This window comes from Labrenzia sp. OB1 (assembly GCF_001624695.1).
Lineage (GTDB): Bacteria > Pseudomonadota > Alphaproteobacteria > Rhizobiales > Stappiaceae > Roseibium.
In genome coordinates, this window is the sequence record NZ_JSEP01000037.1 from 1 (window position 1) to 19947 (window position 19947).

Annotated in this window: 22 protein-coding genes; all 22 read right to left on the minus strand. The window is 57.1% G+C overall.

What is annotated here, in order from left to right; all coding sequences use genetic code 11:
* Positions 1-144: 144 nt before the first annotated feature.
* The 22 genes from OA90_RS28795 to OA90_RS26320 all read right to left on the minus strand — a co-directional run bounded on the left by OA90_RS28795 (position 145) and on the right by OA90_RS26320 (position 19657).
* A complete protein-coding gene (locus OA90_RS28795) occupies positions 145-315 on the minus strand; it encodes a hypothetical protein (protein WP_156510673.1) in 171 nt (56 codons plus the stop codon).
* Positions 315-1259, minus strand: a complete 945-nt coding sequence (locus tag OA90_RS26225; RefSeq protein WP_068419822.1) for a CpaF/VirB11 family protein — start codon at positions 1257-1259, stop codon at positions 315-317. Before OA90_RS26225 ends, OA90_RS28795 begins: the two co-directional genes overlap by 1 nt.
* Before the next feature lie 81 nt (positions 1260-1340).
* Positions 1341-3821: a hypothetical protein gene (locus OA90_RS26230; protein ID WP_156510674.1), complete on the minus strand. Its 2481-nt coding sequence runs from the start codon at positions 3819-3821 to the stop codon at positions 1341-1343.
* 10 nt (positions 3822-3831) lie between these two features.
* Entirely contained in the window at positions 3832-4932 is a 1101-nt protein-coding gene (locus tag OA90_RS26235) for a TrbI/VirB10 family protein (protein ID WP_068419826.1), read from the minus strand.
* A 2-nt stretch (positions 4933-4934) separates the two neighbouring features.
* Positions 4935-5918, minus strand: a complete 984-nt coding sequence (locus OA90_RS26240; RefSeq protein ID WP_068419828.1) for a TrbG/VirB9 family P-type conjugative transfer protein — start codon at positions 5916-5918, stop codon at positions 4935-4937.
* The gene (locus OA90_RS26245) at positions 5915-6634 is read right to left on the minus strand and encodes a VirB8/TrbF family protein (RefSeq protein WP_068419830.1); all 720 of its coding nucleotides are present in this window, start codon (positions 6632-6634) and stop codon (positions 5915-5917) included. The genes OA90_RS26240 and OA90_RS26245 overlap by 4 nt, the downstream gene beginning before the upstream one ends.
* Complete coding sequence (locus OA90_RS28800) at positions 6634-6801, minus strand: hypothetical protein (RefSeq protein ID WP_156510675.1); 168 nt, start codon at positions 6799-6801, stop codon at positions 6634-6636. The genes OA90_RS26245 and OA90_RS28800 overlap by 1 nt, the downstream gene beginning before the upstream one ends.
* Positions 6802-6845: 44 nt before the next feature.
* Positions 6846-7874: a type IV secretion system protein gene (locus OA90_RS26250; protein WP_068419832.1), complete on the minus strand. Its 1029-nt coding sequence runs from the start codon at positions 7872-7874 to the stop codon at positions 6846-6848.
* Positions 7875-7876: 2 nt separating this feature from the next.
* Positions 7877-8698: a hypothetical protein gene (locus OA90_RS26255; protein ID WP_068419834.1), complete on the minus strand. Its 822-nt coding sequence runs from the start codon at positions 8696-8698 to the stop codon at positions 7877-7879.
* Positions 8680-11031, minus strand: coding sequence for a VirB4 family type IV secretion system protein (locus OA90_RS26260; RefSeq protein ID WP_068419836.1), 2352 nt, complete (start codon positions 11029-11031; stop codon positions 8680-8682). Before OA90_RS26260 ends, OA90_RS26255 begins: the two co-directional genes overlap by 19 nt.
* Positions 11031-11354, minus strand: a complete 324-nt coding sequence (locus OA90_RS26265; protein WP_068419838.1) for a hypothetical protein — start codon at positions 11352-11354, stop codon at positions 11031-11033. Before OA90_RS26265 ends, OA90_RS26260 begins: the two co-directional genes overlap by 1 nt.
* A 14-nt stretch (positions 11355-11368) precedes the next feature.
* Positions 11369-11707 (minus strand): TrbC/VirB2 family protein, encoded by a 339-nt coding sequence (locus OA90_RS26270; RefSeq protein WP_068419840.1) that lies wholly within the window; start codon positions 11705-11707, stop codon positions 11369-11371.
* A gap of 13 nt (positions 11708-11720) precedes the next feature.
* A complete protein-coding gene (locus tag OA90_RS26275; protein WP_068419842.1) occupies positions 11721-12182 on the minus strand; it encodes a hypothetical protein in 462 nt (153 codons plus the stop codon).
* Positions 12179-12937, minus strand: coding sequence for a hypothetical protein (locus tag OA90_RS26280; protein WP_082837294.1), 759 nt, complete (start codon positions 12935-12937; stop codon positions 12179-12181). The genes OA90_RS26275 and OA90_RS26280 overlap by 4 nt, the downstream gene beginning before the upstream one ends.
* Complete coding sequence (locus tag OA90_RS26285) at positions 12931-13281, minus strand: hypothetical protein (protein ID WP_068419844.1); 351 nt, start codon at positions 13279-13281, stop codon at positions 12931-12933. The genes OA90_RS26280 and OA90_RS26285 overlap by 7 nt, the downstream gene beginning before the upstream one ends.
* Positions 13282-14252: 971 nt before the next feature.
* Positions 14253-14561, minus strand: a complete 309-nt coding sequence (locus OA90_RS26290) for a hypothetical protein (protein WP_068419846.1) — start codon at positions 14559-14561, stop codon at positions 14253-14255.
* Between the two features lie 42 nt (positions 14562-14603).
* Positions 14604-14861: a hypothetical protein gene (locus tag OA90_RS26295; RefSeq protein WP_068419848.1), complete on the minus strand. Its 258-nt coding sequence runs from the start codon at positions 14859-14861 to the stop codon at positions 14604-14606.
* 342 nt (positions 14862-15203) lie between these two features.
* Positions 15204-15962, minus strand: a complete 759-nt coding sequence (locus OA90_RS26300) for a hypothetical protein (RefSeq protein ID WP_068419850.1) — start codon at positions 15960-15962, stop codon at positions 15204-15206.
* Positions 15963-16686: 724 nt separating this feature from the next.
* Positions 16687-17112, minus strand: a complete 426-nt coding sequence (locus OA90_RS26305) for a hypothetical protein (RefSeq protein WP_068419854.1) — start codon at positions 17110-17112, stop codon at positions 16687-16689.
* Positions 17105-17347, minus strand: coding sequence for a type II toxin-antitoxin system Phd/YefM family antitoxin (locus OA90_RS26310; RefSeq protein WP_068419856.1), 243 nt, complete (start codon positions 17345-17347; stop codon positions 17105-17107). Before OA90_RS26310 ends, OA90_RS26305 begins: the two co-directional genes overlap by 8 nt.
* Positions 17348-17677: 330 nt before the next feature.
* Positions 17678-18817, minus strand: coding sequence for a hypothetical protein (locus OA90_RS26315; protein WP_156510676.1), 1140 nt, complete (start codon positions 18815-18817; stop codon positions 17678-17680).
* A 219-nt stretch (positions 18818-19036) separates the two neighbouring features.
* The gene (locus OA90_RS26320) at positions 19037-19657 is read right to left on the minus strand and encodes a hypothetical protein (protein ID WP_068419864.1); all 621 of its coding nucleotides are present in this window, start codon (positions 19655-19657) and stop codon (positions 19037-19039) included.
* Between the last annotated feature and the right edge of the window lie 290 nt (positions 19658-19947).

Here is a 19947-nt window from a genome sequence, read left to right on the forward strand (position 1 = left end):
CCTGCCGCCAGAAATCCAGCAACCATTGCCACCAGGCAGCTTGCAAGGGATTGAAGCCGAGCGTGTAGTGCCACCCTGTCAGCGTCACGCCAACAAGTGCGGCACAGGCCAGAACGGCGAAGGCCCGCATGATATGCATGGACTTTACTCTGTGGGCGGTTCGGCCGGCTGCGACGGCTCTTGCGCATGAGTTGGCGTATGCTCGGCGACTTCGCCTTCGACATCTTCCTTGATCAGGTCCCGTGCCGTTTTTTCTTTAAAGATGCTGGCAGCCAAATCCCGCAACGCGGCACTGTGCTTCGGGGTGGACGTCATCACTGAACAACCTCCCTGTCACGCAGCACATAACGATTGTTTTTCATTTCGTAGATATCGGAGATAAATCGCTCGCCTCTCGGATCGCGTTTAATGTGCACCACCAGATCGACAAGTCGGCGCATAAACCCTTCCGCATCCGGCAAGGTCTGACCGGCAGCATTGATGTTCTCCTGGAACCTGGCGGGAACAAGTTCGGCACTTTCCGCATGCACCGTGCACATCCAGCCCCGGGCGCCGGTATTAAGAACATTGAGAGCTGCAAAGGCGTTCTGGGTCGAGATTTCTCCGAAGAGAATATTGTCCGGAGAGATACGCATCTTGTGATCGTAAAGCTGCTGCCAGGTCCTGAGGCCTGAGCCTTGCGCGGTGTCACGAGCGGCCAGCAGCGAAACGCCGTTAAAGAACCGGCCAACCTCGAGCTCGGGCGTATCCTCCGCGCTGACCACGCGCCTGTCATCCGGCAGATAGGAAAGCAGATTGTTCAACAGCGTCGTCTTGCCAGTGTTGGTCGAGCCGGAAATCGCGATATTGCGCTGTTGATCGAGAGCCGATTTCAGGTAGTCGATCATGTCGGCGGTAAGGCCCATGTCCTCAAGGGTGATCTTGTGAGGATGTTTGCAGCGGATCGCCAGCGACAGGCCGGACACAACGGAATTGCCGAGCAGGCATTCAAAACGATGACCGCCCGGAAGGACCGTGGAAAGCTGCGGCTTGGCGGATGGGTCGAATTCCAACCCCTTCATGTTCGCCAGCGCCCGGCAGATGGTCTTGACCCGATGAAGGGTCAAAGCCGGCTCTTCGACTTCCACGATGCGGTTTTCCAGATCGCGGCGCTCCACGATCAGCTTGCCCGGTTCCTTGGTCCGGATTTCGACAACCTGTGAAGCGGCGTAATGCCGGGACAAGGGTTCGAGAATTTTTTCAAGAAGGACATTGGACATGATGCCACAAAACCTCAAAACGATAGGCGAGGGGGAAAAGGCGGGGCCCGCTGCTTGGGGCCCCGCCGGGAGAGACGCGCGCTAGCTGCCGGTAACGGTGGTGCTCCAGCTGACCGTCTTCCAGGACGAGTAGCTCACACTACCGGTTGGATAGGTGACCTTGGTTCGCTCGTCGTGCTGGTGGTAGTAGATGACCTTGTTGGACGGGTGGTTACAGCCGGCCGCCGGGCCGCTCTGGCCAACCAGAGAGTAGGGGCCTTTTCCGGAGTAGGTTTTCCCTCCGCTGCCGCAGCCGTTGCTGACGGCGAATGTCTTTCCCGAGCCGTCCCTGACGGTGGCCGAGTAGCCCTTCACCGAAAGGTTGATTTTCATATTGTTCAGTTTGCGGGTCTGGACCGTCCGGGTGCATTTGTCCCCGTTGTTGATGGTCGCTCCGCTTCCTGAAGGTTTTGAATAGCTCGATCCGTCCGGACGGGTGTAGATCTTGCTGCGCTTGGTCGGCACCATCTCAGTGCAACCGTTGTAATACTTAGCCGAGTAGTCCGGCGTGTCCTGGTTTTCGACGAAGGAATAGCCAACCGCCGATGTGCCCGGCTGCAGGTAGGACGTTGCGATTGCGAAGGTCTTGCCGTTCACATTGATCGAAACGTCCACGAGCTGCTGCGCGCGAAGTTCGGAGTCATTGTATTTCCAGCCGTTCGGACTGACCGAGTGCGTGAACGTTTGATCGTTCTTTTGGCAAGCGGTCACATAGGTTCTTTCCCGGCCCGCAACATCATAGTAGTAGCGCTCCAGACCATAGGAGACGCCGGCGGCAAGATCGTGATCGAACGATGCGGGATCGTCGCAGCCGTTAACGGTCGAATAGATGCCAATCATGTTGGCTTCGTCCGGCTGGCAGCCCGCGATAATTTCCGACCCGCCATTGACGTTGATCTCCGTGCGGTACTGTCTCACGGCTTGGCCGTTCGCCAGATCGACAATCGGAGAACAAACATCGATGCCGTTTTTATCGAACACCCGCTCGTGCGTGTAGACGGTATCCGTGGTGATACAAGGAGACGCCTGGAAGAGCTGTCCCTCGTGCTCATAAGTCCACATCGCCATTTCAGTTGAAACGCCGGCACCAAAATCATGCTGCATGGAACAGCCATTCGGCTCGGCTCTCATCTGGATCGGTTCAATGGTCTCGGACGGCGCGCATTCGCGCACGCTGACTTCAACCCCGTCATCGTTGGTGTAGAGAAGCGAGGTGTTGACGATGGCCCTGCCATTGTCGAGGTCGAAATCGAACGTGCAGTTCTGCTTTTCCTCGATCTTGAACGCCTGTTCTTCGTCAGGCATGCATTCGCTGACCTTCTGCCGGCTTGCCTTCTCGTCGATATAGGAAAGCGTGTATTGCGGCTGTGCGATGCCCGCTTCCAGATCGACCGCATCCGAACAGGAGCCGTATTCCCGCTCCATCTCGAACACCAACTCCGAGGGCACGCACTCGCTGACAGCAACGTCCTTGCCCGTCCGGTCCCGATAGGTCAGGCGGGACAGAAGTGTGACGCGCTCGCCCTCAATATCGACATCGGGTTTGCACTCGTGACTTGATTCCGAAATGGCAAAGGAGATCGACTGGTCCGGCTGGCAGGCGGCCAGGTCGAAGCGCGCACCGCGATCGTCGTTGTAGAAGGAAGTGTATTGTGGCCGGGCGATAAGTGCGGCCTCGTCCACCAGATCCTCGCATGCCTCGTAATTGCGCTGGATGTTCCAGACAACGCCGTTTGGCGAGCAAGCCTCCGTCTCCGTAACAATACCGTCCTCGAGCGTTTCCGTCTTGGCGGTCTGGCGCACGATACCGTTTGCAAGATCGATCTCCGGCTCACAGCCATCCGTCGAGACGTTTATCGTCATGTTCGGATCACGCTCTTCTTCCTCATCCTCCTCCTGGGCGAGCCGTTCAGGCGTCTCGTAACCTTCCGCGATCGGATTCTCACTGCCGCCGGCCTCGTCAACGCTGGTGTCCTCGCTTGCGGTATCTTGCTTGTCTTCAAGCTCTTCTTCCGGCTCCTGGGTTTCTTCGGTGCCGGACAGGCGGGCAACCGCCTGAACGAACTCGGCCTCGTCGCCGTTGACGGAAATCGCAGTCGTCGGCAGAAGGCGATTGCTTTCAACACCAAACTGACTTGTGAAGTTGTCGGCCTCCAGATCGACAAAATCCGTGTCTTTCTTGAGCCTGGTGACAACCACCTGGGCGATTTCCTCGCCATTGACGCTGACTTTGCGGGTGAAGCCTTCGGCGGTGATGCCGCTGATATCGACCGCCTCTGCCGTATTCGGCTGCGCATTGAACTGCAGCTGGACCGGCACGGCGTTGTCGGACGACAATTCCGTTTCCAGAGCAGGCGACACGGTAAAGAGGTTCTCTTTGATCAGAACCTCCCCTTCTGCGGTTCCCGATGTCTGGACCGAGACAGGGGAAACAGCCGGCACTGTCTGTGCCTGGGTAAGTGCGGTAGATGACGCCAGGACGAGCGCCATAAGGCCGCAAGACACTATTTGAGTGTATCGCATTCCAATCTCCTTAGTTTTGGGGAGGGTCGGCGAGGTACCAGTCAAACTTCGGGCGCACCTGTACGCGGGTGCCCTGGGCTATCCGGATGACTGGTTTGAGATCCACTGTGTCCTCCAGGAGGGCAGCAGTGATGGTTCCAATGTTCTCGCTGGCACCGGACAGGCCATTGGCGACAACATTGGAATTCGAGGAATCGATTTGCTGGGAGCCTGAGACGGCAGCCTCGACGGCGGTGCCGATGCCGGTGGTCAGGATGGCGGAGCCGTATTTCTCCCAAAAACGGGAGTTCACTTCACCGGACAGGCCAGCATAGCCTTGCGCATCGCCAATATGGGCTTTGAGCTGATAGATTTCCGCGCGACTTTCGCCGAGCAGGATGCGGCTGCACGAGAACCCGACACGGGTCTGACCAACCTTATCGACCGAGGAATATTCGCAGATCATCCGCGAGCCCTTCGGCACGAGCTTGGTCCGACCGTGATAGCCGTAGACGTCCCGGCTCACCTGAACGACAACGGAACCATTGTCGGCAAGCTGGCTGTTGATGCCGCTTTCCAGGATGCCGGTGATGTAGCGGTCAGCCGTCAGAATGCGGGTGTTGTCGACTGCGCCGGTCGAATAGCGCGGCGGCGCCGAATAGCGGTCATTCTCGGGATCAATGCCCTCAGGCGGTGGGAACCCGGGCAGATTGGCATTCATCGGGGCAGGGCGGTTACCGGCGTCGGAAAAGTCCCCGGTGATATCCGCGCCCGCAAGCTGCGACTGCTGAGCTGCCCGCTCTCTGAGAGCCGTTTGCAGCATCAGCTCGTATTCGGTCGGCTGACGCGGCACCGCCTTCGGCGGCTCGATGTATTTGGTGACCGTCTGTGTCCGGACGACTTCTTTGGTCTCGACAACAGGTTTTTCGACTTCCCGAATGACCTCTTTTTCGATGATCACCGGGGGCATGGTGACCACCTTCGCCTGAACTGGCGGTTTCGGCGGCGCGGGCTTTTCGTAAGAGAAGACTGCCGGATCACTGGCGGGCAAACCGCGAGGATGAACAGGCTCCGGCCCACAGGCACCGCCGAAAGTCAGGCCGAGCGCCAAAAGGATCTCGCAGACAGCCATGCTCACTTGCCTCCCTTGTACTGGATGCACATGAAGGACTGGCCGGACTTGAGGGTGATCAGGCGGTGAGTGCTTTCGACAATAAAGGTGGTGCCCTGGACGCGGGTATTGACCAGCTCGTCAATGCCGTCGACCACCACATAGGCGGTCGGCAATTCTAGATCGTTCCACTTGTCGCCGAACTGGATGTAGGTGAAGTGATCATCCCGGAAGACCTGCTCGGGACGCAGCTTCTTGTCGCCCCAGAGCTTGTACTGGTTCCATCCGCGCAGCGCGCCCGGATCGAATTTTTCTGTCTTCAGGAAGTCCCTGGATCCATGGGTCGCAACGGCGGCGTTACCATTCGGCAAGGGGTTGCCCCTGGCGTCGAACTCCACAAAGGACATGCCCGCGCTCTGCGGACCAATGATCCGGAAAGACACATCGGGGACGGACTTCGAGTTGATGCCTTCGGCGCGCAGGTAGAAGGAATACACGTCGCCGTCTTCGGTGTAGACCAGCATCGAACTATCGACACCGGCCCCGGTCGGCTTCACCGCCAGAGTATTGTCCGAGCGCTTCTTGACCTCGAAGCGGGAGGCGTCACCCAGATCGGCCGACTTGATCTTGACGCCCTTGGGCAACTGAATGGCGCTGACCATGTATTGCCGCAGGCGGACCTTGTAGACGCAGTCGCCACAGAAATTCTGGACGTGAATGCCTTGTTTCTTGCCCGGACGCGACCAGGCTTCCTGAATCTGGCCGCCGATGCTTTCTGGGCGGGCGAGGGGCCCGAAGTTTCCGGCCGCCTGGGCCTGGGCCTGCGGCACGGAACCGACAGGAAGCGTTGCGTTGACAACCGAGTTGGCTGCCGCAACCCGCTGCGTCGGGGTTGTGGGCGTGGCCGCGCTGCCGGGCGTTGCCGGGCCTTGTCCGAGAGGCGTTTGCGCGTGGGCGGTGCTCGCCAAGGTGACGACGAGGAAAAGAACAGAAAACCGGAAAATCATTTGGAAGCTTGCTCCTTGATGGACATACCGAGGACGCGGATGCCAAGCGGGTTCTCGAACCGCTCGGCGGCAGTCACGTCATGGGGGCGGGGGGTCATTTCCAGGAAGGCGCGAAGATGCCGGCGCTTGGGCTGTTCGCGGCCGATCCTGTCTGTCTGAAGAAACTCGACGACATAGAGATAGACGCCGTCATAGGCATCGACCTGATAGGCGCCCTTGATCGTGATCGAGCGGTTGAGGCCGTCTTTGATCGCTTCTTCGATGACCGTTTTGTTGGTCTTCACATAGTCATTGAAGAAGTCCGGATCGGAGTACGTGCGGACTTCCCTAAAGCGGGTGTTCTGGGTGGTGTCGTCAATCGTGAGGATCTGGTGCACATAGCGCCGGGCAAGCTTTTCAAGCATCAGCTCGAAGCCATCGACCTCCACGGAGATCGGCTCGACACGGTAGATCCGGTCATCGCTCGGATCCGCACGCAGGAGCGCGATTTCCGTTTCCTTGAGCGGGACCAGCGACACAAGGGCCTGAATGCTTGCAACCACACAGATTGCCAGCGCGACATTCGTTCCAACCGACAGGCGCAACAGCCAGGCCATACGCCGGTGGGCTGTTTTGTAGGCAAACGGATCGGCCTGCAGGATGTTGGCGTGCTTTGGCTCCGGCTTGACCTCCGGAACCGTCGCCGAACTCGACCTGGAAAGAGAAATGAAAGCCATCAGGCGGCCTCCACCCACTCGAAGGAACCGGGCTCGAATTCGATTTCCGCGCAGGCGCAAGGCGACTTGCGCATCTTGTCGATGCCGTCCGGTTCAATCGGCATTTCCACTTGGGCACAGCCAGAGACGAGGAATCCGAGGCACAGGGCGAGTCTGAGGTGTTTCATGAGAGATGAACCGTTTATCTGGGAGAGAGAGGTGAGGGCGGTGCTTAGGAGCTGCCGGAATCGATGATGCCGCCAGGCCGCAAAAATCGTTTGGAACGCATTCCCGAAAACGCTTTACCGGCCATATCCGCAGCGTGAGGGGCCGCCCAACGAGCGCCTGCCGTTGCCATAGATGCGCCTGAGGCCGCGCCGCGCATGGCCCCGGCCGACATGATCCCGGCAGACACGGTTCCCAGCACCGAACTGGACACCTGACCGGCGATATTCACCGCTTCGGAAATCAGTGCAGCCCCAAGCCAGCCCATGATCATGGCGAGCAGGAATTTGCCGCTGGTCAGGTCGATGTAAGTCTCTGGGTCCACCTCCGCGTCAGCGGTGACGCCAAGACCTTTGACACTGGCGATGACCAGCGAAAAAACCATTGTCACGCAGAGCATGGTGACGATGGAGCCGATGATTGTCCGCACGCCGGCACCAATCAGATTGCGACCGAACGGGAACGCAGCCATGCCAATGAGAAATGGCGAGACGCCCAGGATGAGTGTGAGGCGGAAAAGGGAGACCGATGTGTGCGCGAGAAACAGAACCAGCAGAATGACGTACGGCAGCAGAAGCGCCACGCCGTAAAACGTATTTACGATTTGCTTGCCCCAGCTTCCCGATCCCATGATTGTGGTGGCAATGTTGAAGACACCGCCGATGCCGGTCTCAACGGCCAGCAGCAGTGCATCGAGCCCACTGAGACCGGCACCACCGCCATCCATCATGGTGCTGGAAAGTCCGCCCATGACATTGACGCACGCGTCGAACACATCACTGATCAAGCCACCATCGACACCCTTGTAGACCCCAAATCCGAGCACCATGAAGATGGCTTGTTTGAGCGCGCCCGCGAAGTCGAGCGTCCCCAGAAAGACCTGCATGCCAGCCCAGAGGATCCATCCGCCAACAAGGCTCAAGATGATCGCCTGAAACGGACCATGGACCGCATTAACGAGGGATCCGAGGGTGGTATCGGCATGGGCCTGATACGCAGAGAAAATCTCGCAGATATTGCAGGAGGAAGCTGCCATGGCTATTCGGCTCCCTCTTCATTGTATTTGCGCTCTTCGGCGATCTCGCTCATCACGGGAACCCCGTTGTTGAGGGCGTCGGATGCCTGGATCTTCAGCATCTGAGCGAGGATCTGATTGGTTTGTGCCGTGGCAACGAGCTGCGCGACTTCAAGCTCGATCAAGACCTGCAGGCGCGCATTGACCGTCTGCGCACCTTCACCAGCGCTCTTGTATTCCTGAGCAGTCTCAAGAGTTTTGACGGCTGTCTCATGAGCCTCGTCGGACTGCGCCAGCCCTTTGACGGTAGCATCCGTAATCGTCGCAATCCGGTTCTCATGAACCGATTTTTGAACATTGGCCTTTTCTTCCCATGTTCCCTCAGTGAGCGATTGCGGAGTGGCGACCAGGCCGGACTTGTAGGCATTGCCCCGCTCGCAGATCGAGCCGAAGTCCACGTCATCCATCTTGATCGACGGCATCAGCTGCTTGTAATCGGGAATGAGGCAGGCCATGTCCCCGGAAACACTGGACGCCAGCGACTGGAAGTTCAGGGACGGAATGGAGAGATTGCCGAGCTCGCCTATGGACGACAGGGTTTCGTCGGCAATGCCCTTTACATCCTGCACCACCTTCAACTGGTCGGTAACGACAGACAGGCTTTCCTTGGCCGTATCCAGCTGGCTTTTCAAAGTGCCCAGCTGTTCCTTCATGTTGGCGAGTTGCTTCTGCATCTCGCCAATGCCCTTGACGTCGATGACGGCCATGGCCGCGTGCGCCGGCTCAACGATGGAAGAGGCCAGCAGAAGCCCGGCCAGAGCGGAAATCAGAGTTTTGCGAGCCATTGCTCACCCCATTGATCTTTGAGTTGATGGATAATCCCCATGGGTTCGTCGCCGGCCCGGTAGAAACGCAAGGCGTCTCCGAGGCCTGACAGGTCCACGTCCAGGATCGTGCTTTCGTTGACGTTGTTGGCCTCGAAGCGCTTCACCACGAGCACCTGCCGGCCACCCTTCATGTCGCCTTCGCCCTTGATGAACGCGATCTGCTCGGGAGAGAGGTTGAAGGGCTCAAGGTTCTGGACCTTGGTCTGCGAGTTCGGCAGGAAGAGCAGGGTCTGCGCGTTTTCGATCATCGCCGAAGCGCCATCGAACTCGAGCAGTGAACTCGGTTCCTGAAATGCAAGGCCGACAAGCCCGTTCAGCTTCCGGTATTCACGAAACATCTCCTGAACGACGTCCCGGAATCCGTTGTTGCGCAGAAGATTGGCCGCTTCATCAATGAAGATCGAGAATCCGCCCTGGCCCCTCTTGGCAGCTGCCGAAATTGCCCCGGAGATATGCGCGACCACCGGCGGGCCCAACACGGGATCCTTCAGCGCTTCGTTCATGTTGATGCCGACCAGGAAAGACTGTTCCAGAAAACCACTGATCCGGTCGCGCGGCGCGTTGAAAACGTGAGAAAACTGACCGTCAGCGCCTTCGTCGGTGGAAACCCATTTGGAAAAGAGCTTGCGGATCAGCGACTGCGCCGGAAAGGCTGCCCCATAGATGTTGTTGAGCGTTCTGAGGCCCGGCTCCAGTTCACCCGCCATGTCGAGCGCGGCATGCAGATCGTCATCCATGCTGTCATCAAAACTCTCGCCAAGCATCGCCTGCAGGATCAACCGCACCCGGTGTCGGGCAGACTTGTCGTCCAGATCGATATCGAGAGGATTGAGAGCTAAGTCCTGATAGCCCTGATAGGTGCCGCCAAAGGCTTCGATCATGAAGCGCGCACCCTCCTTGGAATCGAAGACGTAGTTGCGCACGCCCTGGAACTTCGCGAGACCGCCAAGCAAATGAAGGAGCAAGGTGGACTTGCCGCCACCGGTCGGAGCAAACATCAGATAGTTGCCGGGCGACTGCGGTTTGTCGGACACATGGAACTGGAAGGCATAGTTCTGGCCCGTTGGCGTCTTGAACAGACGCACCGGCCGGTCGCCGAACGGACTTGACCAAAGGCCGATCGGAGAGAACTGGAACGGCCACAGAGCCGCGACATTGCTCTCGGTGATCTTGAGAGGGCGCAGCAGCTTGTCCCGGCCGGGCATGCGGTTGAACCAGGCCGTCGCCGCGCCAATGGTCTCGATGCAGTAGCGGATCCGTCCATTGTCAAGGATGGCGGTCACTTGATCGATCAGCGAAGCGAGTTCCGCCTCGTTGTGAGACCGGACCGTGATCTGGAATTGGGTCTCCTGCAGCTGCTGGGCATTGTTGAGCAGGTCTTCGTTGACCGCTTCCAGCTCGGCCAGGACCGCGCCGGTCCCGAAATAATTATGCTTCTGCTCAGTGATCTGGCGGGTAAAAAGCGCGATCTGTTTCGTGTTGTCGAGCGGCCTGACAATCTGGCACACCTCGATCTCGCCGCTGAGGGCCAGCAGACGGGACACCAGCATGCCGGACACCGTTTCCGGCCAGCCGCGGACCGCAATCACGCGGTTGAACGTCTTGTGCGGCGTGAAGGTATCGATCGCGCCGTCCGTCGAAACGTGAATGTCGGACGCCGGCAGATTGGCGCTGATCCCGGCGCTAAGACGCGCGATCTCAGGTTTCAGCTCGCCGCAGACCAGGTAATTCAGAACCCGGGTCAGCTCACAGGGCTGGTTATGCTCCTGCGCGGCAGGGACTGGCCGGATGCTGTAAGCCTTGAACCCGCTTATCAGGCCACGAGAGGTCTTCTCCAGTTCCGCCGACGTTTTCGTCGTGAGAACCAGGTACCAGACCAGCGAATAGGCGTTCTGGTAAAGCCGTTGTTCTGCTTCACCGACTTCCTTCAAGGTGGGAGAAGGCCACTCCGCCCGGAAGCTGACATCGCGCCGGCGTTTAATGCCGAACAGTCGCAGACTGGAACCGGAAGACAGGAATTGGTTGAATGTGCTGGCGCGGCCTCTGGCAAGTACTTCCTGTTCAGGCACGCTCCGGGTCTCATAGGACAATCCGGAGAGCGAGAACACGCGGACAAAGGAACCGTCTTTCAGGGAAACCGTCTGGCCGTCCGCCAGCAGCTGGTCAAATTCCAGTTCGTTTGCAAGCCAGTCCTGTTCCACGTCTCCCAGCAGATATTTTCTGCCTTTGGAGCTGACCAGGCTGGCCGCACAGAGGGCGGCAGCGCCTGTCAAAAAGGTGCCAAGCAGCATTATTGAGCGGCCTTCTTTTTGGAGATTTTGAGCGGGTAGCCAGCGATCAGGCGGCGGACTTTCTTCGCCTGGAAGAACGTGGCCGGATGCAGCAGCAGAGATTCACAATGCGGCTCTCGCCGGCGAAGCAGAATGATCCACGCGATGGCTGGCGGCGTCGTCAGGACGACAAGCGCAAAGCCCGCCGCATTCCCGGCCAGAAACCCGCCAGTGGCAGCACACAGAAGTTCGCCGACCATCACCAGGGCAGCATGGAGCGGAGGCATGCCGAGGATCTTCATCGGCTCCTGAATGTGGAGTGCGATAGGGCTTTGCGCTTTCATGGCATCGCCCCTCCTCAAGCTGCCGAGAGAAGGGCGCGAAGCGCGGTCGGACCAAAGATCACGAGCGCGCCGGCGCCGACGAGCTGAGCAAGCCGCATGATGTCGATGCGGCCGGTGACCATGGCCCAGATGCCGTAGATGATGACGCCGACACCGATGACGGGCGCTGCAATGCTGACCAAGCCACCTTCGAGAGATTCCAGCATGCTGGTCGCCGGTGCAGACCAGTCCTGCGCCATGGCGCGTGCCGGGAACAGCATCGCGGCAGCGGTGACCGTATTGATTGCGGTTTCCGCTGAAAAAACCTTTGCGGGAAGCTCCGGACGGAGTCCGAGTCTCTTGAGGAAGCGCATTTTCAAAAACCTCTTATTTCAGGATGAGATAGAAGGTGGCGACTGCCAGCCAGTTGAAGGTGGCCAGCGCAGCGCAGGCCATGAAGTTCCAGCGGATCGAGCGTCGTATCTTGTCGCTCTCCACGGCGTGTTGTGCGACGGCGGAAATCACCGTCTGGATGCTGTCGTTGCCGAGAGAACCGGCAAGTTTCTGGATGGTCGAGGCAACGTCATCAACCTTGTGGTCGATAGCTTCATTCACCCCGGACACGTCGTTCTTGAATTGGAGCGACACGCGATTGCGCTCATCCTCCATGAGGGCCCTGAGACGTTCCCCGAAGGCGTTCAGGATCGCGACCACGGCAAGCACCGGATCGTCCTTCTGGAAGGAAATCCCGGTTTCCCGATGGGCTGCCTCAATGGCCTCATCGAGCGTCATCTGTTTCCACTGTTCGGCGGAAACAGCGTCAACCTTCTGAGCCGCTGCGGCGCTCATTCGGCGGCCTCCTGCGGTGCTGTTTCAAGGAAGGTCGCGCTGTCCAGGCGCTCAATCGCCTTGGTCCAGTAGATCTTGAGCCGCTGGCGGGACATCACGTTGAAATCGCTCGACTGCATCGCTTCTTCGAAGGTCAGCTTCGCGCCCATCATGGCCCGGATATCTTCGCCGAAAGTCCCCGGCTGGACCTTGGGGTGGCACATCACAGCCGCAATGCGTCCGGCGTTTTCCTGGTAGAGCTTGCTGTCTTCAAAGCTTCGGCCAGCGCTGGCAACCGGCCCGAAAAACTCGTTTAGCCAGACGACTACCGGCACGCCCGGGAAATGATCGAGAATGGCAAGCAGGCTATTGAATGTGTCATCCAGGGCCGCACCGCCGCAGATCGGGCAATGAATGAAGACCCGGACATCAAACCCTTGCAGCAACTCAAACGCATTGTTTTCAGCCAGGTATGAACACGTGGCAATGAAAGAAGACGTACCGGTGTCAATGACAGTGTGCGTGTCGCCCTCGCTTTCGAAAATCCGCGTCATCAGATGATCGAAAAGGCGCGGGTTGATGTCGTCGCCGTCCATAATCGGGATCGGCACTGCTTTCAGCCCCTTGATGGCGGAAAGCGTCGGCGTGGTCGGGTCGAGGTCGATGGCCTGGACGTTGTGGTCTGCGTAACGCAGATATTGCACCAGCATTGAAGACGTGAAGCTTTTGCCTGCGCCGCCCTTGCCCTGCATGACGATATGAACGGTCTTCACCACTGGTCCCTCACTGCGTCAGAGCCGGTCGGAACGGTAAACTTGTTTATTTCCGGGAGCGGCTTACGGGTCTTGGCCTGTGGCTGTGGCTTTGCCTGCGCGGGCGCCGCCGTCTCGTCCTGCTTGCGAGCGGATCGCATGGCCGCGTATTCCTGGGGAAAGGCTTCGCGATAGACATTGCAGAAAGTGGAATAGCCGATGGTGACTACACCTTCGCCCTTGAGACGCTTCCACAACTGCAAAAGGTTCGGGCATTCCTTCGCGGTTGCGGCGATTGTTTCTTTCTTGGACCTGAATTCAAGGCGCGATTGTCCCCTCGGCGCCCGTCGTGATTTCTCAGACGACATGCGATTACTACGCCCCGCGAAGCAGAGCGCCCTTCTGATATTAACTATTGAATGTGGATAAGATGCTGTATTGGTCGCACTTGTATGCGCGATTCACGTACGACAAGGCGCAGGCGTGACGCTAGAAATGCGACCAATACAAACGGTATGGTGAGTGTTGGTACCCCCTATGCGAGCATCAAAGAACAGGTTTGGTGTTCGCTAGGCTCGGACGATCTGATCGCCAAAAAAGATCGTCCGAGCCGCTAACAGGTCCATTTCTACAGCCTATGATTGGGCTTGTATATCCCTTTAAATACTGCTCACCGCGACTTTTCCACACCTCGTATTTTTGCGGTCAACAGAACCTTAATACCGCTGCGCATCAGCGGAAACGTTGAGCACTTGTGCGAATAAGCCAGAGATTCGAATGAGTTCCGAAGCATCGACATGCAAGAAGTTCCTTAGGAAGTGGTACCACTTCCTCTATCTTGCCCTCATTCTCTTACGTTCGTTAAACTGCATAAACACGCAATAAAAGGCGTTATTGGTCTTTGCCGTATTTAGTTGGAACTTAAGAGCCGGTACGGGAAAATAATAGATTTTAAGAGAAACCAGCATTCAAGGTGACAAAAAAACACCTTTCAATGTGTGCGAGTGGAAAATGATGGATCATTACCCATCTGATTTTATTATATTTTTCGGCCTTATCAGCCGTTAAAAGGCTGTAAAAGGGGATAACAGTAAAAAAAGCGCATAAATACTAGAAACGAGAACGCTCAAGACACCCGGTGTTAGGATATTGACAAACGCACGAATCTTGAATCGTGAACTTGGCGCGAGCTCAGCAAGGGTCGCCGGGCCGCAATTCGAAAAACCGGACATGAACCTTTGGTTGAATCGACGGCGGAGAAAGGGAGGGTTTCGGAGCGCCACTTTCGGTCCGACGAACGACGATGCTCAGCGATCGCTGCCAGGTGTCCGGTGATTGTTCATCGTGTCACGATCGAGCGACAAACTTTCAAGTTGTTTGCTGTGGCACCGGGAGCATCGGAAATATGCAAGGTGACGATGCGGCTGTCGGCGGGACGCTCCTTGTATTTCTTCCGGATCCGCTCGCAGTGCTGCGTTTCCATCGCGATGACGAGATCGGCGCTCGCCACCAGTTTCCTGGTAAGCGGCGTCGGCGCGTCCGGGTCCGTTCCGTGCGACAGGACTTCGAGTCCGGGATGCTCCCGAAACACCGCTTCGGCTGTCGGGCTTCTGAGCTTGTTGGCGGTGCAGACGAAAAGAACACGCATTGCAAGAGAGTAGCCGTCAAACAGTTCCCGCTCAATTGGAACTCAGGTTTCCCATTCCGGTTGCGAGCGCAGCCAGTCAACGGTCAGTCTCGCCTCTCTCTGGCAGTCTTCTATAGTGCTGAAATAGCCGGAGACGGACGTCTCCATCCAGAACCCGTCCCCGTAGCAGCCTTCGTCCTCATCGGCGGCAAGCATCCACATTTCCGCATGGTGACGGTACAGGGCATCCTTGCAGCAGATGACTACCCGCCTTTCGCCGGAACTGTCCTCAATGGTCGTCAGGGGCTTCCACTCGCCCAATGCAGGCACTCCATAACAGATTTCTGCGTGAGGTTATCAGCGCCTTTTAGCAATGGCGAGGGTCTCCGGGCATGGGTGGCGAGCCGTGTGCTCCGGACAACAACGCCTTGCCCAGAGGGCAGGTCCCGTCAGGCACAGCCAGCGCGCAGAACATGCAACATGCAATTCAAGCAACGGCGGCTGCCCTGAACCGGCAGGACTTTCTGCCTCGCTCCGATAGAAGCAAGGCCTCAATCGAATTCTATCCAGCGTTCGCCAAATCGCCACGTGCAAAGGCGGCCTCCCAAGCGACGATCTTGAACGACCGCTAAGCCGATTTGGGAGCCCACTTTGTCACATGCCCTAGGCAGGCCTGAACTGAAAATTCGTGACGGTGACTTCCTGATCGGTGACCGGATACACCTGATTGGGTGGCTGGCGCCAAAGATTCAGGTGAATGGACTGGCACCCGGCTCCTGGAGAGAACTGGGTTTTATCCGGAGCCGTTATCACTTCATGATTTGCCGTCGGGGGCAAAGTGTCCAGTGTGTAAAGTCCATAATAGAGGTCGAAAATAACTGGATAGCCCGCGGACCACCTCATCACCAGCGTAATGGCGTTAACGTCCGATGCAATCGTGAACCGCATCACATTTCCGGGCACTTCCCAAGGCTGCAGCGTGAACTGGGCATTGGTCGGATCATCGCGCCTACCGAAACGGCTGACCTCCACCATGTCCAGCTCCCGGTGGGGATTGGCAATGTTCGGGTCGGCATCGAGCTGATAGGTGAACGCGCCAAAGCAGCAGTTCACGGACAGGTCATCGAAGCTCTTGGGCGTTGTCGCCGCGACAAGGTAAGTCCCTGGCGTCGCATAATGACGGGTTGGAGGCTTGCCCGGATTGTTGGGATTGCCGGCAATCGCGCCCCACAACACCACCTCGACAGAAGACCATTGCAACGGTCCATTCGGCAATTGCGACTTCGCCATGCGCAGCCTCAGCCCTTCGGGGGTGACGCTTGCCAAGCGCGGGTCCCATTGCTGGTCATTGAACCAGTATCCCGAGTTCGACAGATTGAAGACGTAGTTCGTCCACCAGTAGTAGCCGGCAAATTCCAGCATCGCGTTAATAGACTTCGGGTCAGGTTCAACCGATCCCTTCGGGAATGGGTCACGGATTGGGCATGAACTGTTTTCTTGCATAGGACTTTTCCTCAAACGATTCACTGAGATTACAATCAAGTTAACAATAAGCAATCTATGGTTGTTTTTACCAGAAAGATACAGCCAATCCTACCCAGAGAATTCGCGTTCCCGGGAGCCAATCTGTCGTTGGTGTGTAACGCGGTGGAAAAGCCCGCCCTGTGAGCAGAAGGGGCATCCGTCTGCATCGGTTTGCCCGGAGCGATGTAGTGCCATTCAACGCTGCGGTCCTGCTGCCATTAGAGCATGGGGTTTGACGTGCAGAGAAATGAGCGCTTACAATTGATCAATGCGGCGCGATACACAAACGGCAACTTTGATGAGCCGCGCTGCAGCATGGCTCTGCCCGAGTGGCCGTCCGCTATGGGCCGGAAGTGTCGACGCATTCAGGGCTGACGAATGTCAGCTAACATCAAACGGAGCACGCTAGGCGCCCGTCCGGTCCCAGCCCATAAGAGCCGTTTCATGACAGGGCGGTGCGCAGTCAGGTGGAACTGGCAGCAGCTACTTTGAATAGAAAAGCAATTCGCCTGGCCAAAAGAAATTAAAACATGTTTATTTTCAATATCTTATCAAATTTCGCGTAATGTTTATTATGGAATTTTTTTGTCCAGCTAGTCAAATTTGATTTTGCAATGACAGCCTATCTTCGAAAAATGCGGACCGACTTGCGGGCCTTGATCGCTCTCACGAGCTCGACCTGGACCTGCTTGGTAAACCTGATGCTGAATGCGCCGATCCGGCCGCCCGGCTCAAAATAATATGAGCGCTCAGGCATGTCAGAGTTAAACTCGTCGCAGATCACCCAAAGCCTCAATTGTTCATCGAGCCCGGCGCGCTTTTTCTCGATTTGCGGCACTTCAACGAAGTGAGATCCGGCAACCGGTTCCTTGGTTGTGACCGGCACCAGGATCACTTCCGTCAGATTGTCTTGCTTGCGGTTGACGAGCGCCAGAGCACAGGGTCTGACCTTCCGGCCTTCGGTTTCACCGTGATCGGCTTGCCAGGCCCAAAGATAGGGATATTCCCAAATGTCTCCGACATTCGGACTGCCTTGCCGATCAGTCATTCTTTATGCTGTCTTCCAAAGTGGAAAGCAGATCAGCAGCATCGGCATCGGACAGCTCCGATACATGGACAGCCTTTCTGGTATCCCTCTTCTGCTGCAGGCGTTCGAATTCCTCAGCTGAAAGCATTACGAAGCGCGATTTTCCGTGCCGTTGAATAGCGACGGGCTCCTGCGCGGCGGCGGCGAGAACATCGCCGGTCTTGTTGGCCAGTTCGGTTGAGCTGAATGCACGCATGGCAGACTCCCATTGAGTTTTGATAAAATCACTATATTAGCTATTTTGGATAAAATCAACATTTTCAGAGCCAAATAGATGCCTATCCAACCAAATCCCGCGGTTAAAGAAATGGGCCGAATGGCGCGGACATCAGACTGGCGGGTTTCTTGCTCAGCTTGGGCTTAGCCGACATTCGACAGTCCCAGGATACGTTGGCACTTCCGGCCCACAGAGGGGACCTTGGGCTGCGTATCCGGCGCTGCAGTGCAGCTTCCCAGAAGCAGTCGTTCGCTGATCGACACCCTTGACGAATTCCAACGGAACACGAAATCTCGACCATCTTGTCAGTCAGTATCGCCTGTGGGCCCGCAATACCACTCCAACTGGCGCTCCATCATCTGGGTTCACGGCGACGACGACGCGCGTCTTCGGTTCTTTCAGTATTTTGACGGCATCAAAGAACGACGATCCTGCCAGCACTGCCCTAAAGCCATCCGCGACTGCTGGATTATTCAGGATGTCTGAGACAGTGTGGTCCCCTAAGTCGATCACGCCATCCATTTCCAAGGCTTTAGTAGCTATATAATGAGCCAGTTGCTGGTGCGTGATTGCACCGGCAACACCGCCTTCATCGATGCAAACGAATGCTGCGCATGTTTGTGCCTTTTCTCTCGCCAATCTGACCAGTGTGGAAGTCCGTTCGACGATTTCGAACCTTTGATCAGCTCTACTCGCCAAGGTGACGGGTGCGGACCCTGCCAGATTTGGTCGGGTTCGCATCACGACACTCACGGTTGAATGATGCCGCATCCAGTCGACCGTGACTTTGCTCCGAAGCTCCACCAGTTTGATGATTTTCGAATGCAGGTCAGGGACGTTCATGTCCAGAATTGGCTCATGATGCGCGACCCTGTTTCTCAGGCGGTTGATCTCTCTCACAAGCGACTGGATTTCATGCCGCCCCTCACCGTGGGCAAGACCCGGAAACGCGACATTGGCCTTGGTTCGCCAAAGATCTGCGTATTCGTTGCGAAACAGGTTTGACCAGAAATCAAAGGTGAGCTCCGCGATCACCTTGCTGCGCTCGATTGACCGAGCTCGTTGCATTGCCTTATCCAAGGCGCTAAGGCTTTCTGGCGTCAGAACGGTATCGCGAAAGTTGGCATCCTGATGCCAAGCAGCCCCAAAAAGCTGCAGCAGAACGCCGTCCACGGCATTGCGCAGGGTCACTTCCGCCACGCTAAGCGGGAAAAGGAATGATTTCGCAAGCCTTGCGTTGTAAAGGTATAGCGCGAACGCGAAAGCCTCATTTCCACGGGCTTTCGCGAGGTAGGTCGCAAATCTTGGCTCAGAAAGCGACGCTTTGAGTGAAGCGATCGTTGCCGCATCGTACGGGTATGGAACTTGACTCTCGGCCATCGCGGCGGTACATACCTTTCCAGAGCAGTCGAACTGGCCCCACTGGCTCTTGCTACGCGCCGTCGACATCAGATTAGAGCACCAGGTCGGGCGAGCCCCCACCTGGTGCTTCTTTTTTGACGGGATTACTCCCTGAATTCAACCGCTTTGGCTCGCGAAGGGTGGTGCAGGGAGTGCCCTTTCCGCTCACGCAAGAAGCGCCGCCAAGTCATCCAAAACTGGTGATCGCAAGCTCGTCGCCCCCATTCACCTGACAAGCGCGCTTGAGAACAGACTTCCGTTCGGATGTTAGTATCGCATCCGCCTACGGATCATTGCCTCATTGTCCTGCCACTCGGCCTCCGCGATGTACTTGCGAACCATCTCACGCAGAATTCTCGCCATGCGTGGATGCTCGAACTCGCAAGCTTTAGCCCAGCCCTCGTACTGATCCGCCAACTCTCGCTCTTGCGCTCCGCCTTCACCTCGCCAAGTCGCACCGCGAGCATTGTAGCGCCCGATTGTGATGCCGCGCTCAATCTCGACGCTATACAGATCATTGACAGCCTCCCGCACAGGTTCACAAGGCCATGATCCATCTTCTGCCAAAGGGGCGTGTGCGAGAATTTCCCCTATCTGATAGTCAAGCATGGCGCGATGACCTGTCGGCTCGCTAATGCGCCTTGCCTCGATAATCCATTCCTTCAGCTTCTCGGCCTGGATGACACCGTGTTCATCGACCCCAGGTACTGAAGAAAGTGCATAAATAAAGGTATTCGCGTTTCCGGCGGCCGTCTTCTGCTCATCGCTAGGTTCCACATCTCTGGACTCATTTTTGCCCCTGTAGGCCATGCGAATGGCCTCGCAGAAAAGAGACGGGTTGTCGTTTACCTCGGCTTCAAGGTTAGGAATACGCCCTGGCATTGCCATTTGTGGACAGCCCCTGTTTTGCAAGAGTTTTCTTTTTGTGATTCAGATCTTGTTGCGAGCGGTCATTTGTCCGGCCTGTTTTCGCGGCACGCTTGTCCGCTGGCCCTGATGAAGTCCGCGCGCCGGATCCCTATCAACTTATCGGGCTATGGTGCCCTGGCAATACCACGGGGTGTTCCAGCAGCGGCTAGCTTGATCATCATCACTTGGATTGCTCTTGCATTCTACTCCGCGGAACCGTTGGTTCCACGGAAAGCGAACTTTTAGATCATGCCGACCGGTAGGTTTCC

Excerpts from the sequence above, each read along its gene's own strand:
- OA90_RS28795 (WP_156510673.1), bottom strand. The coding sequence starts at position 315 with ATGACGTCCACCCCGAAGCACAGTGCCGCGTTGCGGGATTTGGCTGCC.
- OA90_RS26225 (WP_068419822.1), bottom strand. The coding sequence starts at position 1,259 with ATGTCCAATGTCCTTCTTGAAAAAATTCTCGAACCCTTGTCCCGGCAT.
- OA90_RS26230 (WP_156510674.1), bottom strand. The coding sequence starts at position 3,821 with ATGCGATACACTCAAATAGTGTCTTGCGGCCTTATGGCGCTCGTCCTG.
- OA90_RS26235 (WP_068419826.1), bottom strand. The coding sequence starts at position 4,932 with ATGGCTGTCTGCGAGATCCTTTTGGCGCTCGGCCTGACTTTCGGCGGT.
- OA90_RS26240 (WP_068419828.1), bottom strand. The coding sequence starts at position 5,918 with ATGATTTTCCGGTTTTCTGTTCTTTTCCTCGTCGTCACCTTGGCGAGC.
- OA90_RS26245 (WP_068419830.1), bottom strand. The coding sequence starts at position 6,634 with ATGGCTTTCATTTCTCTTTCCAGGTCGAGTTCGGCGACGGTTCCGGAG.
- OA90_RS28800 (WP_156510675.1), bottom strand. The coding sequence starts at position 6,801 with ATGAAACACCTCAGACTCGCCCTGTGCCTCGGATTCCTCGTCTCTGGC.
- OA90_RS26250 (WP_068419832.1), bottom strand. The coding sequence starts at position 7,874 with ATGGCAGCTTCCTCCTGCAATATCTGCGAGATTTTCTCTGCGTATCAG.
- OA90_RS26255 (WP_068419834.1), bottom strand. The coding sequence starts at position 8,698 with ATGGCTCGCAAAACTCTGATTTCCGCTCTGGCCGGGCTTCTGCTGGCC.
- OA90_RS26260 (WP_068419836.1), bottom strand. The coding sequence starts at position 11,031 with ATGCTGCTTGGCACCTTTTTGACAGGCGCTGCCGCCCTCTGTGCGGCC.
- OA90_RS26265 (WP_068419838.1), bottom strand. The coding sequence starts at position 11,354 with ATGAAAGCGCAAAGCCCTATCGCACTCCACATTCAGGAGCCGATGAAG.
- OA90_RS26270 (WP_068419840.1), bottom strand. The coding sequence starts at position 11,707 with ATGCGCTTCCTCAAGAGACTCGGACTCCGTCCGGAGCTTCCCGCAAAG.
- OA90_RS26275 (WP_068419842.1), bottom strand. The coding sequence starts at position 12,182 with ATGAGCGCCGCAGCGGCTCAGAAGGTTGACGCTGTTTCCGCCGAACAG.
- OA90_RS26285 (WP_068419844.1), bottom strand. The coding sequence starts at position 13,281 with ATGTCGTCTGAGAAATCACGACGGGCGCCGAGGGGACAATCGCGCCTT.
- OA90_RS26290 (WP_068419846.1), bottom strand. The coding sequence starts at position 14,561 with ATGCGTGTTCTTTTCGTCTGCACCGCCAACAAGCTCAGAAGCCCGACA.
- OA90_RS26300 (WP_068419850.1), bottom strand. The coding sequence starts at position 15,962 with ATGCTGGAATTTGCCGGCTACTACTGGTGGACGAACTACGTCTTCAAT.
- OA90_RS26305 (WP_068419854.1), bottom strand. The coding sequence starts at position 17,112 with ATGACTGATCGGCAAGGCAGTCCGAATGTCGGAGACATTTGGGAATAT.
- OA90_RS26310 (WP_068419856.1), bottom strand. The coding sequence starts at position 17,347 with ATGCGTGCATTCAGCTCAACCGAACTGGCCAACAAGACCGGCGATGTT.
- OA90_RS26315 (WP_156510676.1), bottom strand. The coding sequence starts at position 18,817 with ATGTCGACGGCGCGTAGCAAGAGCCAGTGGGGCCAGTTCGACTGCTCT.
- OA90_RS26320 (WP_068419864.1), bottom strand. The coding sequence starts at position 19,657 with ATGGCAATGCCAGGGCGTATTCCTAACCTTGAAGCCGAGGTAAACGAC.